Annotated in this window: 14 protein-coding genes; 9 read left to right on the top strand and 5 right to left on the bottom strand. The window is 73.0% G+C overall.

Translation table 11 applies throughout. The annotated features are described in order from the left end of the window. Positions 1-164: 164 nt before the first annotated feature. On the bottom strand, positions 165-971 hold the full coding sequence (gene hisN, locus DT019_RS23350) for a histidinol-phosphatase (protein WP_114038847.1): 807 nt from the start codon (positions 969-971) through the stop codon (positions 165-167). Between the two features lie 156 nt (positions 972-1,127). Here hisN and DT019_RS23345 point away from each other — a divergent pair, with 156 nt between their 5' ends. Next, entirely contained in the window at positions 1,128-1,745 is a 618-nt protein-coding gene (locus DT019_RS23345; protein ID WP_114038846.1) for a TetR/AcrR family transcriptional regulator, read from the top strand. A gap of 44 nt (positions 1,746-1,789) precedes the next feature. Here the strand turns inward: DT019_RS23345 and DT019_RS23340 are convergent, their stop codons facing one another. The 4 genes from DT019_RS23340 to DT019_RS23325 form a co-directional block, all read right to left on the bottom strand. Next, positions 1,790-2,113 (bottom strand): DMT family transporter, encoded by a 324-nt coding sequence (locus DT019_RS23340; RefSeq protein ID WP_114038981.1) that lies wholly within the window; start codon positions 2,111-2,113, stop codon positions 1,790-1,792. Positions 2,114-2,211: 98 nt separating this feature from the next. Next, positions 2,212-3,225: a ribosome small subunit-dependent GTPase A gene (gene rsgA / locus DT019_RS23335; protein ID WP_114038845.1), complete on the bottom strand. Its 1,014-nt coding sequence runs from the start codon at positions 3,223-3,225 to the stop codon at positions 2,212-2,214. Between the two features lie 15 nt (positions 3,226-3,240). Beyond that, on the bottom strand, positions 3,241-4,566 hold the full coding sequence (gene aroA, locus DT019_RS23330; RefSeq protein ID WP_114038844.1) for a 3-phosphoshikimate 1-carboxyvinyltransferase: 1,326 nt from the start codon (positions 4,564-4,566) through the stop codon (positions 3,241-3,243). A gap of 26 nt (positions 4,567-4,592) precedes the next feature. Then, complete coding sequence (locus tag DT019_RS23325; RefSeq protein ID WP_114038843.1) at positions 4,593-5,294, bottom strand: M50 family metallopeptidase; 702 nt, start codon at positions 5,292-5,294, stop codon at positions 4,593-4,595. A gap of 50 nt (positions 5,295-5,344) precedes the next feature. Here DT019_RS23325 and DT019_RS23320 point away from each other — a divergent pair, with 50 nt between their 5' ends. From DT019_RS23320 to def, 8 genes are all read left to right on the top strand, one after another. Continuing rightward, a complete protein-coding gene (locus DT019_RS23320; RefSeq protein ID WP_114038842.1) occupies positions 5,345-6,160 on the top strand; it encodes an SOS response-associated peptidase in 816 nt (271 codons plus the stop codon). A gap of 46 nt (positions 6,161-6,206) precedes the next feature. Then, entirely contained in the window at positions 6,207-6,842 is a 636-nt protein-coding gene (locus tag DT019_RS23315) for an alpha/beta family hydrolase (RefSeq protein WP_114038841.1), read from the top strand. Between the two features lie 257 nt (positions 6,843-7,099). After that, a complete protein-coding gene (locus tag DT019_RS23310) occupies positions 7,100-7,744 on the top strand; it encodes a sigma-70 family RNA polymerase sigma factor (protein WP_167157084.1) in 645 nt (214 codons plus the stop codon). Further along, complete coding sequence (gene rsrA, locus DT019_RS23305; protein WP_100575009.1) at positions 7,741-8,055, top strand: mycothiol system anti-sigma-R factor; 315 nt, start codon at positions 7,741-7,743, stop codon at positions 8,053-8,055. The genes DT019_RS23310 and rsrA overlap by 4 nt, the downstream gene beginning before the upstream one ends. A gap of 299 nt (positions 8,056-8,354) precedes the next feature. After that, positions 8,355-9,779, top strand: a complete 1,425-nt coding sequence (locus tag DT019_RS23300) for an HD-GYP domain-containing protein (protein ID WP_114038980.1) — start codon at positions 8,355-8,357, stop codon at positions 9,777-9,779. Between the two features lies 1 nt (position 9,780). Beyond that, complete coding sequence (locus tag DT019_RS23295; protein WP_114038839.1) at positions 9,781-11,016, top strand: HD-GYP domain-containing protein; 1,236 nt, start codon at positions 9,781-9,783, stop codon at positions 11,014-11,016. Positions 11,017-11,133: 117 nt separating this feature from the next. Further along, positions 11,134-12,114, top strand: a complete 981-nt coding sequence (locus DT019_RS23290; protein ID WP_114038838.1) for a tetratricopeptide repeat protein — start codon at positions 11,134-11,136, stop codon at positions 12,112-12,114. A 94-nt stretch (positions 12,115-12,208) separates the two neighbouring features. After that, positions 12,209-12,841 carry a peptide deformylase gene (gene def / locus DT019_RS23285; RefSeq protein WP_114038837.1) on the top strand — a complete coding sequence of 211 codons (633 nt, stop codon included), beginning with the start codon at positions 12,209-12,211 and terminating at the stop codon, positions 12,839-12,841. The last annotated feature ends 26 nt before the right edge of the window (positions 12,842-12,867 follow it).

The following is a 12,867-nucleotide window of genomic DNA, read 5'->3' as shown; positions in this document are numbered from 1 at the left end:
CACAAGTGGGGGGACTCCTAGAGTCGCATCCGGACCGGCCGTCAACAAGAGGCGGGTAGAGGTCGGCCGAGGGGCGCGTAAAAGTACGACTCACGCCCTTCTGGCGCCTCAGGCGTGGCCCTCGTGGGCCTCCGGAGCCAGAGGAACGGCTCGCCGGGCGGACGTCACGGCTGGGCGGTGTCGCCGAGGTAGCCGAGCAGCTCCTCGTGCAGCAGACCGTTCGACGCCGCCGCGTTGCCGCTGTGCGGGCCGGGCCGGCCGTCGAGACCGGTGAAGACGCCCCCGGCCTCCTGCACCACGATCACGTTCGCCGCCATGTCCCACATCGACAGCTCCGGCTCGGCGCAGAGGTCCACCGCGCCCTCGGCGACCATCATGTAGGGCCAGAAGTCGCCGTACGCCCGGGTGCGCCAGCACTCGCGGGTCAGGTCCAGGAAGTCGTCCAGCTTGCCCCGCTCCTCCCAGCCGCTCAGCGAGGAGTACGAGAACGACGCGTCGGCCAGCTTCGAGACGCTGGAGACCTTCAGCCGCGTCGCCGAGGTCAGGCTGCGGCCGGTGAACGCACCGTGGCCCTTCGCCGCCCACCAGCGCCGGTTGAGGGCGGGCGCCGAGACGACGCCGACCACCGGCTGGAAGCCGTGCTCGCCCGCCTCCATCAGCGAGATCAGGGTCGCCCACACGGGCACGCCCCGGACGTAGTTCTTGGTGCCGTCGATCGGGTCGACCACCCAGCGCCGCGGGCCCGTGCCCTCCAGGCCGTACTCCTCGCCGAGGATCGCGTCGCGTGGCCGCGCCCGTTGCAGATGCCTGCGGATGACCTCCTCGGCCGCCTTGTCGGCCTCGCTCACCGGCGTCATGTCCGGCTTGGTCTCGACCTTCAGGTCGAGGGCCTTGAACCGGTCCATGGTGGCCGCGTCCGCGGCGTCCGCGAGGACGTGGGCGAGACGCAGATCATCGTGATAGTCGGGCATGGTCACCACCGTAGCGATCGCCCGGGGTGCGGACCACAGTGCCCGCACTCCGGACGCCCCGCGCGCCCGCCCCCGGCGCCTATTGACAGTCCCTCCGGGCGCGTCAACTCTGAACTCGGAGCCGCTCGCAAGGCTTCGGGGGCTCGGGAGGCGACCATGCCCACAGCGCGGGAATCCTTGCTGGACGCCGCTGTCTCGGCGCTCGCGGGGCTGCCCTGGTCGGGAGTCCGGATGGTGGACGTGGCGTCCGCGGCCGGAGTCTCGCGGCAGACCCTCTACAACGAGTTCGGAAGCAAAGACGGTCTGGCCCGCGCGCTCGTGCGCCGGGAAGCCGATGTTTATCTGCGCGGCGTCGACAGAGCGCTCGCCGAACACGCCGCCCCCGCCGACCGCCTGGTCCACGTCGCCGAGTGGACGGTCGGCTCGGCCCGCTCCAGCGCCCTGGTGCGGGCCCTGCTCACGGGCTGCTGGGGCGAACGCCTTCCGGCGCCCTCGGTGCGTACCACCGCCGCCGTGTCCGCGGTGCCCGCCCAGCGGCGCGCCGACGCCGGGGTGCCGGGCCCCGCCGAACTCGTGGCCGCGGTACGGGACCGGGCGCTCGCCGCGCTGGAGAGGGAGGTGCCGGGCGCGGACCCGGTCGAGCTCGGCCGGTTCTGCGAGACGGCGGTGCGGCTCGGCCTGTCCTGCGTCGTGGCCCCGCCCGGGCGGCCCGAGGGGCACGCCGGATACATCCGCGCGGTGCTCGCCCGGCTGCCGGTGCGGGCGGTGGGCTGACCGCCCGTGATGTGACGTTCCCTCAACGGGCCGACGGGCGTGGGTCAGTGGGCCGAGCCCGAGATCTGCAGGCCGATCACGCCCACGATCACCAGGGAGATCGACACCAGCTTGAGCGTGGAGACCACGTCGCCGAGGAAGACCATGCCGTAGATCGCCGTGCCGGCCGCCCCGATACCCGTCCACACCGCGTACGCCGGACCGACGTCCAGCTTCTTCAGGGACAGCGTCAGGAGGCCGAACGAGCCGAGCGCGAACGCGGCGAAGGCGATCGTCGGCCAGAGGCGGGTGAAACCGTGCGACAGCTTCAGGCAGACGGCGAAGCCCGTTTCGAGGATTCCCGCCACCACGACCAGCAGCCACGCCATGTCCAGGGCCTCCCACAACGCATCGTCGTCGCTGACTGCATGGTCAACACTTGGTGCGATTATGCAACGGAGGGCATGCACACGCCCCTGGAAACAGGTCAGTCGCCCTCGCGTCGCTCCCGCGTCGCCAGCAGTCGGCGCAACGAGTAGAGCCGCGCGGGATCGGCGTGACCGTCCGCCACCCACTGGTCGAGCGCGCACTCGGCCTCGTCGTGGCTGCACGCGCGCGGACAGTTCTCGGTGCCGGGCACGAGATCGGGGAAGGCCAGGATCACCCGCGAGGGATCCACGTGGTGGAGGCCGAAGGACCGTACGCCGGGAGTGTCGATGACCCAGCCGCCGTCCGCGCTGTCCAGCGGCAGCGCCAGCGCCGAGGTGGTGGTGTGGCGGCCGCGCCCGGTGACCGCGTTGACATGGCCGGTGACGCGCCGCTGCGCCTCCGGGACCAGCGCGTTGACCAGGGTCGTCTTGCCGACGCCGGAGTGGCCGACGAACGCGGTGACCCGGCCGTGCAGTTGCTCGCGCACCCGGTCCGCCGCGTCGCCCTCGTACAGCTCCTCGCGCGAGGTGACCACGTACGGGACGCCCAACGCGCCGTACATCTCCAGGAGTTCGTCGGCCGGGGCCAGGTCCGACTTGGTCAGGACCAGGAGCGGCTCCAGGCCGCCGTCGTACGCCGCCACCAGGCAGCGGTCGATGAGGCGGGGCCGGGGCTCGGGGTCGGCGAGCGCGGTGACGATGGCGAGCTGGTCGGCGTTGGCGACGACCACGCGCTCGTACGGGTCGTCGTCGTCGGCCGTGCGCCGCAGCACCGAGGTGCGCTTGCCGATCCGTACGATCCGGGCGAGCGTGTCCTTCTTGCCGGACAGGTCGCCCACGATGTCCACCCGGTCGCCCACCACGGCCGCCTTGCGGCCCAGCTCGCGGGCCTTCATCGCGGTGATCCTGCGGTCGTCGACCAGGCAGGTCAGCCGCCCGCGGTCGACGGTGAGGACCATGCCTTCGGCGGCGTCCTCGTGCTTGGGGCGGATGCTGGTGCGGGGGCGGTTGCCCTTGGGGTTGGGGCGGACGCGGATGTCGTCCTCGTCCGGGTTCTTGCCGTAGCGGCGCATGATCCTAGGTCCCGCTCAGCTTCCGGACCCTGCCAGCATCGAACGCCACATGTCCGGGAAGTCGGGCAGCGTCTTGGCGGTGGTCGCCACGTTCTCGATCCGCACGCCCTCGACGGCGAGGCCGATGATCGCGCCCGCGGTGGCCATCCGGTGGTCGTCGTAGGTGTGGAAGATCCCGCCGTGCAGCGGGCGCGGCCGGATGTGCAGACCGTCCGCGGTCTCGGTCACGTCGCCGCCGAGCTCGTTGATCTCCTTGGTGAGCGCGGCCAGCCGGTCCGTCTCGTGCAGCCGCAGGTGGGCGACGCCGCGCAGCGTGGACGGCGAGTCGGCGAGCGCCGCGACGGCCGCGATGCCGGGGGTCAGCTCGCCCACCTCGCTCAGGTCCACGTCGATGCCGTGGATGCGACCGGAACCGGTGAACACGAGGCCGCGGTCGGCGAGTTGGCAGGTGCCGCCCATCTCCGTGAAGATCTGGCGCAGCTGGTCGCCGGGCTGGGTGGTGCGCACCGGCCAGTCGGGAATGACGACCGTGCCGCCCGTGACCAGGGCGGCGGCCAGGAACGGCTGCGCGTTGGAGAGGTCGGGCTCGACGGTCAGGTCGCGGCCGAGCAGCGCGGAGTGCGAGACGCGCCACACGTTCGGCTCGCCGCCCGTCTCCGGCTCGTCGACCTGGGCGCCCACGCAGCGCAGCATGTCGACCGTCATCCGGATGTGCGGCAGGGAGGGCAGCCGGCCGCCCACGTGACGCACCTCGACGCCCTGGTTGAAGCGGGGCGCGGAGAGCAGCAGGGCCGAGACGAACTGGGAGCTGGAGGAGGCGTCGATCTCCACCCGGCCGCCTTCCAGGGCGCCGGCGCCGTGCACGGTCATCGGGAGCGCGCCGCGGTTGTCGTCGTCGATGCGGGCGCCGAGCGCGCGCAGGCCGTTGATCACGCCGCCGAGCGGGCGCTCGTAGGAGCGCGGGTCGCCGTCGAAGCGGACCGGGCCGTCGGCGAGGGCCGCGACCGGCGGCAGGAAGCGCATGACGGTGCCGGCGTTGCCGACGTCGACGGTGGCCGGGCCGTGCAGGCCGGCCGGGATCACGCGCCAGGCCTCGCCCGATCCGTCGGGGCCCACGCCCTCCTCGATGCCGACGCCCAGGGTGCGCAGCGCCTCGGCCATGAGCAGGGTGTCGCGGGAGCGCAGGGGGCGGCGCAGCCAGCCGGGCTCGGCGGCCAGCGCGGCCAGGACGAGCCCGCGGTTGGTGACCGATTTCGATCCGGGCACGGTGACCGTCGCGTCGACGGTTTTGCTCGCGAGGGGGGCGGGCCAGAGGGCGGGGTGCACGGGCGTTTCGGTCATGGTCCTCACTTTAGTGGGGCCGTCCGCTAGAGACCGAGCAGCCAGCGGCCGCCGCCGATCAGTGAACAGACAGAAACGGCGTGGAAGAGGAAGAGCCAGAGCGCCGGTGGTACGTGGGTGAGCCGGGCGAGCTGGTCGGCGTCGGAGTCCCCGTCGTTGTACCGACGGCGCTTGCGCTGGAGCTCGAAGGCCGGGCGCACGCCGCCGAGCAGCAGGAACCACACGGCCGTGTAGGCGAAGGCCGACTGGACGTCGGGGTCGGTCAGCCAGGAGATGAGCAGGAAGGCCGCGCCGGTCACCACGACGGTGAGGACGCCGTACGCGTTGCGGATCATCACCAGCATGGCGAGGAGCAGGGCCGTCGCCAGCCAGAGGAGGAGGGTGACGTGGTGGGCGGCGAGCAGCCAGGCGCCGCCGAGCCCGAGGAGCGGGGGAGCGGTGTACCCGGCCGCGGCCGTGAGGATCATGCCGGGGCCGTGCGGCTTGCCGCGGCTCACGGTGAGGCCGCTGGTGTCGGAGTGCAGCCGGATGCCGTCGAGGCGGCGGCCGGTGAGCAGCGCCACCAGGCCGTGGCCGCCCTCGTGGGCGATGGTGATGGCGTTGCGGGACAGCCGCCACAGGCTGTGCGGGACGACGGCGGCGAGCGCGGCTATGCCCGTCGCGACGACCAGCCACGGGGCCGGTGGGCTCTGGGTGCCGAAGAGCTGGAGGTCTTGCAGCGCGGACATTTCTGGGACGGCTCCTCATCGGGTACGGGCGCCGTGGCAGTGTGGCACCCATGTGCGGACGGTATGCAGCGAGTCGCAGGCCCGAGGATCTCGCAGGAGTCTTTGAGGTACAGAAGTGGGATCCGGCCGAGGCCCTGGAGCCCGATTTCAACGTGGCCCCGACCAAGGAGGTCTACGTCGTCCTGGAGCGCCCCCTTAAAGACGCCGAGTCCCCCCGCCCGGTTCGGCAGCTGCGCAAGTTGAAGTGGGGGCTCGTCCCCTCCTGGGCGAAATCGCCCGAGGGTGCGGCCCGGATGATCAACGCGCGGGCCGAGACGATCCACGAGAAGCCGTCGTTCAAGAAGGCCTTCGCCGCCCGCCGCTGCATCATCCCGGCGGACGGCTACTACGAATGGGTCACCGGCGTGGCCGAGCGCGAGCTGGAGGTCGAGGGGAAGAAGAAGCGGCCGCGCAAGCAGCCGTACTTCGTGACCCCCGCGGACGGCTCGGTCTTCGCGATGGCCGGGCTCTACGAGTTCTGGCGCGACCGTACGCTGCCCGACGACCACCCCTCGGCCTGGTGGGTGACCTGCTCGGTGATCACCACCGAGGCCGAGACGGGTCCGCTGGGCGTGGCCCCGGCCGAGGGGCCCGGCTCGCTCGCCGAGATCCACCCCCGGATGCCGCTGATGCTGACGCCGCAGAAGTGGGGCGCCTGGCTCGACCCGTCCCACACGGACCCCGAGTCGCTGCGCGGCCTGCTGGCGCCGCCGCCGGGCGGCCTGATGCGGGCCTACCCGGTGTCGACCGCCGTCAGCAACGTGCGCAACAACGGCCCCGAGCTCCTCAAGGAACTGGAGGGCCCCGAGGAGGGCACCCTGTTCTGACCTGTCTGGTGCGCCGCTCCGGGCGGACCGGCGGCAGGATGGCCCCGTGACCGAGAGCGAGATCGTCGAGACCGGCGCCGGTGCGGCGCGCATCACCTGGCACCCCGCGAGGAAGGCCCGCTGCGTGCTGGCCGTGAGCCACGGCGCTGGCGGCGGCATCGAGGCCCGCGACCTGCGGGCGCTGGCCGGCGCCCTGCCACCGCTCGGGGTGAGCGTGGCCCTGGTGGAGCAGCCCTGGCGGGTGGCGGGCAAGAAGGTGGCCCCGGCGCCGAAGACGCTGGACACCGGCTGGCGCGACCTGTGGCCGGCGGTGGCGAAGAAGGGGCTGCCCGTCGTCGCGGGCGGCCGCAGCGCCGGGGCGCGGGTGGCCTGCCGCACCGCGGCGGAGCTGGGCGCGGCCGCGGTCCTCGCCCTGAGCTTCCCGCTGCACCCGCCGGGCAGGCCGGAGAAGTCCCGGGCGGCGGAGCTGCTGGGGGCGGGCGCGCCCACCCTCGTGGTGCAGGGCGGCGCCGACCCCTTCGGGAAGCCCGCCGAGTTCCCCGAAGGGGCGTACGAGCTGGTGGAAGTGCCCTTCGCCGACCACGGGTTCGCGGTGCCCAAGCGCGCCCCGCTCGGCCAGGAGGAGGCGGTGGAGGTGATCACCGCGGCGGTCGGCACCTGGCTCGGCGCGCTTTCCGTCTGAGGGGCCCCGACGCCGGGAATGCGCGCCGCGGGGCCGCTGTTATGGCCGACGTAAGGCGTACGCAGACCAGATGTGGAGAGGGAGTCCGTCGCATGGGTTCGACCATCTGCCCGAGCCGCGAGGCCGCCGCTGACCTGGAGTGGACGGTGCTTTCCGCGGCCAGGACGGCTCCTATTCGAGCGGCGGGCGGAGTGGATCGTCGTCTATCCTCCGATTCGAGTGGGTCCGCATTCGGGCTCAGCACACCGTTCGAGGAGGTGGGTCCGGTCACAGGGACCGACGACGGCCACGTGGAAGAGACCACCGCCGAGCGCAACGCGCGCTTCGAGCGGGATGCCCTCGGCTACCTCGACCAGATGTACTCGGCCGCCCTGCGCATGACGCGCAATCCGGCCGACGCCGAGGACCTGGTCCAGGAGACGTACGCCAAGGCGTACGGGTCCTTCCACCAGTTCCGCGAGGGCACCAACCTGAAGGCTTGGCTCTACCGGATTCTCACCAACACCTTCATCAACTCCTACCGGAAGAAGCAGCGCGAACCCCAGCGCAGCGCCGCCGAGGAGATCGAGGACTGGCAGCTGGCGCGGGCCGAGTCGCACATGTCGACGGGTCTGCGCTCCGCCGAGTCGCAGGCGCTCGACCACCTGCCGGACTCGGACGTGAAGGCGGCCCTCCAGGCCATTCCGGAAGAGTTCCGCATCGCCGTGTATCTCGCGGACGTAGAGGGCTTTGCGTACAAGGAGATCGCGGACATCATGGGTACACCCATCGGTACAGTGATGTCCCGGTTGCACCGGGGCCGCCGCCAACTGCGCGGAATGCTGGAGGACTACGCCCGTGACCGCGGGCTCGTCCCGGCCGGCGCAGGCGAGTCGGACGAAGCGAAAGGCTCGGGCTCATGAGCTGCGGAGAGCCGCACGAGACGGACTGCTCTGAGGTCCTGGACCATCTCTACGAGTTCCTCGACCACGAGATGCCCCCCACGGACTGCGACAAGTTCGAGGTGCACTTCGAGGAGTGCTCGCCGTGCCTGGAGAAGTACGGGCTGGAGCAGGCCGTGAAGAAGCTGGTGAAGCGCTGCTGCGGCTCGGACGACGTGCCGAGCGACCTGCGCTCCAAGGTGATGGGGCGCATCGACCTCATCCGCTCCGGCCAGGCCGTGCCCGAACAGGACGTCGTCACCGGAGAGGTGCCGACGCTCCGCCCCGAGTGACCGGGACGGCCCGCCGCTGTGACGCGGGCGATCCGGCGCGGATGATCTGAGACGGTGAACTGCCGCCCGCGGCAGGGCGGTTGAGAGCGGCCACGACGACCTGTCGTGGCCGCTCTGCCGTGTCCGCGACCCCAGGGGGCGCCCCACGTCACCCGAAGGTGCTAATCCGGGTGGCTCGAAACCCCCTATTCCGACGATGCGCCTGACCGCCGCCGCGCACGGGCCTATCCTCCCGAAGCTGTACGCAATGGGCTGCCCGGGCGGATGGGGAGGTGGGGGCCATGGCGGAGCCGAGGGGGCTGCGGGACGTTCCGGCGGGGGCGCGCATCGCCGTCCTGGGCGCCGTGGCGAGCGCGGGCGCGTGCGTCCTGCCCGTGCTGCGGCCGGGCGTGCCCTGGGCGGCCGTGTCGCTCCTGGCGGGCCTGTACGCGTTGTGCGAGTGGCCGCCGCGCTGCCCGGTGCTGGCCGGCCGGGTGAGCGTGCCGATCGCCTCCGGCTCCTTCTTCCCGGTGCTGCTCGCCGCCGCCTTCCTGCTCCCGCCCGCCGCCGCGGCCCTCGTCGCGGTGCCGGGCGCGCTGCTCGCGTACGTCGAGGAACAGCCGCGCCGGGTGCGCCGGGCATGGCGGGCCGCCCAGCTGGCCCTCGCGACCTCGGCGGCGGCCTGCGCGCACCAACTGCTGGGCGGGCGCGACGCGTTGGGCGGGCGCGGGACCGCCGCCGCCCCCGACTTCCCGTACGCCCTGCTGCCCGCCGGGGCCGCGGCCCTGGTCTTCTGCCTGGTGCTGACCGCGCTCGACGGCCTCATCCTCGCCACCGCCGAGCGCCGCCCGGCCCGCACGGCCTGGCGCGGGCTGCTGCTGCGCTCACTCGCCCCGCACTGCGTGCACGGGCTCGCGGGCCTGATGATGGCCGTGCTGTGGCGCAGCCGGTTCGGGCCGCCGGCCGCGCTCTTCGTCCTGCTGCCCATGTACATCTCGTGCTGGGTCTTCGCCCAGTACCACCGCGAGCGCGCCGCCCACCAGGCCACCATCCGCGCCCTCGTCCAGGCCGTCGACATCAAGGACCGCTACACCCGCGGCCACAGCGAGCGGGTCGGCCGGGCCTCGGAGATGATCGCGCGCGAACTCGGCATGGCGGAGGGGCGGCTGGAGGTCATCCGGTTCGCCGGGATCCTGCACGACGTCGGGAAGCTCGGGGTGCCCACCCGGGTGCTCCGCAAGGACGGACCGCTCACCCCCGAGGAGCGCGCGGTGATCGAACTGCACCCCGAGTACGGCCACGAGATGGTGCGCGGCATCGGCTTCCTCGGCGAGGCCCGCTCCGCGATCCTGCACCACCACGAGCGGCTCGACGGCAGCGGCTACCCCTACGGGCTCGCGGGCGGCCAGATCCCCGAGGCCGCGCGGGTGGTGGCGGTGGCCGACGCGTTCGACGCGATGACGTCCACCCGCTCCTACCGGCGGGCCCGGCCCGTCGCGGCCGCCGTCGCCGAACTGGAGCGCTGCGCGGGCGCGCAGTTCGATCCGCGGATGGTCGGGGGCCTGGTGCGGGCGCTGGGCCGGTACGGGTGGCACGTGGAGGTCACCGCGGACGAACCGGCATCCACGGCGGCGCGCGGAAACGTGCCTCCACCCCGGCCGGTGCGGGCGCCCGCGGGCGGCCCGTTCCCCGCCGTGCCCCCTCCCGAAGCGGGCCTGCGCCCCTCGAAGTCCCCAGGGGCCTGACATGATCGCCGTCACCCACACGCTCGCCGGGCTGCTGACCGCCTGGGCGCTCGCGGCGACCCTGCGCGACGGGCTCGTCGAACCCGCGACCGCGGCCGCGTTCGGCGCCCTCATCGTGGTGGGGGAGCTCGCCCGCTGGGGGGCCGGGGACGGCGAGCGGGACCCGGCGCCGCTCGCCTCGGCCGGGGCGCTGGGCTACGCGCTGCTCGGCCAGAACGCCGGGCACCCCACCGGACACGGGGTGCTCCAGGTGATCGCCGTGGTCGTGGCGGCGGCCCTGCTCGGCTCCGTACCGCACGTGGCCGCCGGGCGCGGGCCGAGCGCGGACCAGATGGCCCGGCGGGTGCTCACGGTGGCCTTCGCGGCCGTCTGTTTCCAGCCGCTCTACAACTCCGGCCGCCTCGACCACTGGTTCGGGCGCGGGCCGTACTTCGCCCTGGTCCTCCTGCTGCTGCTCGTGCTGACCGCGCTGTGCGACGCGGTGGTGGCCGCCCTGCTCCTGTGCTCCCGCACCCGCTACCCCTTCGGGCCGGTCCTGCGCGACGAGCTGCGCGGGCTGCTCGGCATCGGGTCCGCCGTGTGCGCCACCGGCACCGTGATCGCCCTCGCGGTCGCCGTCGCCGGGCTGTGGGCGCTGCCGGTGTTCTGTGTGCCGCTGCTCCTGACCCAGCTGGCCTTCCGGCGGTACGCGGCCGTGCGGACCACCTACCGCCAGACCATCACCTCGCTGGCCCGCGCCACCGAGGTCGCCGGGTACACGCAGCCGGGCCACGCCCGCAGGGTCGCCGAGCTCAGCCGGGCCGTCGGGCGCGAGCTCGGGCTCAGCGAGAGCGAGCTGACCGTCCTCGAGTACGCGGCGCTCATGCACGACATCGGCCAGCTGTCCCTGCTCGACCCGGTCCCCGCCGGGGCCACCGCCACCCTGCCCGCCGCCGAGCAGCGCCGCATCGCGCTCCTGGGCGGCGCCGTGGTGCGCCAGACCGGGGTGCCGGCCAACGTGGCGGTGATCGTCGAGCGGCAGGCCGACCCCTACCGGGAGCAGCCGCTGCCCGCCGGGATCGTCCGCGCGGTCAACGCGTACGACGATCTCGCGGAGGGCGCCGGGGGCCCCGAAGCGTCACTGAACGCGCTCGAACAGCTGCGCCTGGGCACCGGCCGTGACTACCATCCCCGGGTTGTCGAATCCCTGGCACGCGTGCTGGCCCGGGGCGGTCTGACCCGGGTACCACCTGGGTAACCCAGGAGTAATGAGCGGCCTTCCGGCTGGGCATGGTTGGATGCGAAAAGAACCCAGAAAACTGGGAGACCGTAAGACCGACCCGGTAGTCGGGGCCGGTCTGGGCAGGCGGGAATCGTGAGGATCTTCGGCAAGGGACGGCACCGGCCCTCCGCCTCGTGGCGGCAGGCCACAGACCGTGCGTTCACGCTGATCGGCGACGGTCGGTACGAGGACGCCGGGGCGCTGCTGACGCGCGCCGCGGACCTGGAACCGTGGCTGTCCGAGTCCTGGTTCAACCTGGCGCTGCTGCACAAGTTCCGGCACGACTGGGAGCAGGCGCGGGCCGCGGGGCTGCGCGCCGTGGCCCTGCTGGACAAGGAGACCGGGGCCCCCGACTGGTGGAACGTCGGCATCGCGGCGACCGCGCTGCAGGACTGGCCGCTGGCCCGCCGGGCGTGGCAGGCGTACGGCCTGAAGGTCCCGGGCGAGGCCACCGGCAGCGGCGAGCCCGTCGGTATGGAGCTGGGCAGCGCCGCCGTGCGGCTCTCGCCGGAGGGCGAGGCCGAGGTGGTGTGGGGGCGCCGGCTCGACCCGGCCCGCATGGAGGTCCTCTCCATCCCGCTGCCGTCCTCGGGTCGCCGCTGGGGCGAGGTCGTGCTGCACGACGGCGTCCCGCACGGCGAGCGCACCACCGCGGCGGGCCCGTCCTTCCCGGTCTTCGACGAGATCGAGCTGTGGGCGCCCTCGCCCGTGCCGACCTGGGTGGTCCTCCTGGAGGCCGCCACCGAGGACGACCGGGACGCCCTGGAGCGCCTCGCCGCCGACGCCGGCTTCGCCGCCGAGGACTGGTCCTCCTCCGTACGCCTGCTGTGCCGGGCCTGCTCGGAGTCCCAGATGCCCAGCGACGAGGGCGACGGCGAGCACCTCGACCCGCACGACCACAGCGAGCCCGGCCACCCCGGCCCGCTCGGCCACCGCACCAACGGCGACCTGTGGGTGCCGGAGCGCGAATGCGGCATCGCGGCCCCCGCCGGACTGGTGCGCGGCCTGCTCGACGGCTGGGTGGCCGACAACCCCGACAGCCGGGAGTGGCGGGACCTCGAAGAAGTCTGCTGAGGGCTCATCCTGAGCCGGGGCCCACCAGATCCGCCGGACAGGGCCTAGGCTGTACGGGTTCGGAATCGGGATTTCAGGAAGGCTTACGGCGGACATGGCGCAGCAGGAGACGGACCGGCAGGTCGAGAACGACGGGTTCGTCGTGGACACGGAGGACTGCGAGGCGCGCGAGCTGGCCCACCGCGAGCGCGGCACGGCCCGCCCGATCACGGTCGTCGGCAACCCGGTGCTCCACAAGGAGTGCAAGGACGTCACCGCGTTCGACGGGGAGCTGGCGCAGCTCGTCGACGACATGTTCGCCAGCCAGAAGGCGGCCGAGGGCGTGGGCCTGGCCGCCAACCAGATCGGTGTGGACCTCAAGGTCTTCGTCTACGACTGCATGGACGACGAGGGGGTGCGGCACGTCGGCGTCGTCTGCAACCCGGTCCTCGAAGAGCTCCCGTCCGAGCTGCGCGTCCTGGACGAGTCCAACGAGGGCTGCCTGTCCGTGCCGACCGCGTACGCCGAACTCGCCCGCCCCGACTACGCGGTGGTCACCGGCCAGGACGCCGAGGGCAACCCGATCAAGGTGCGCGGCACCGGCTACTTCGCCCGCTGCCTCCAGCACGAGACGGACCACCTGTACGGGTACCTGTACATCGACCGCCTCTCCAAGCGCGACCGCAAGGACGCGTTGCGTCAGATGGCGGACGGTACCCCGCGATACGAGGTCATCCCGAACGACTGAACCCGGGAGTACGTGGAAAGGGGCCC

Origin of the sequence: Streptomyces sp. SDr-06, from assembly GCF_003324565.1 — a bacterium.
Taxonomy (GTDB): domain Bacteria; phylum Actinomycetota; class Actinomycetes; order Streptomycetales; family Streptomycetaceae; genus Streptomyces.
This window is presented reverse-complemented; position numbering and strand designations above follow the sequence as displayed.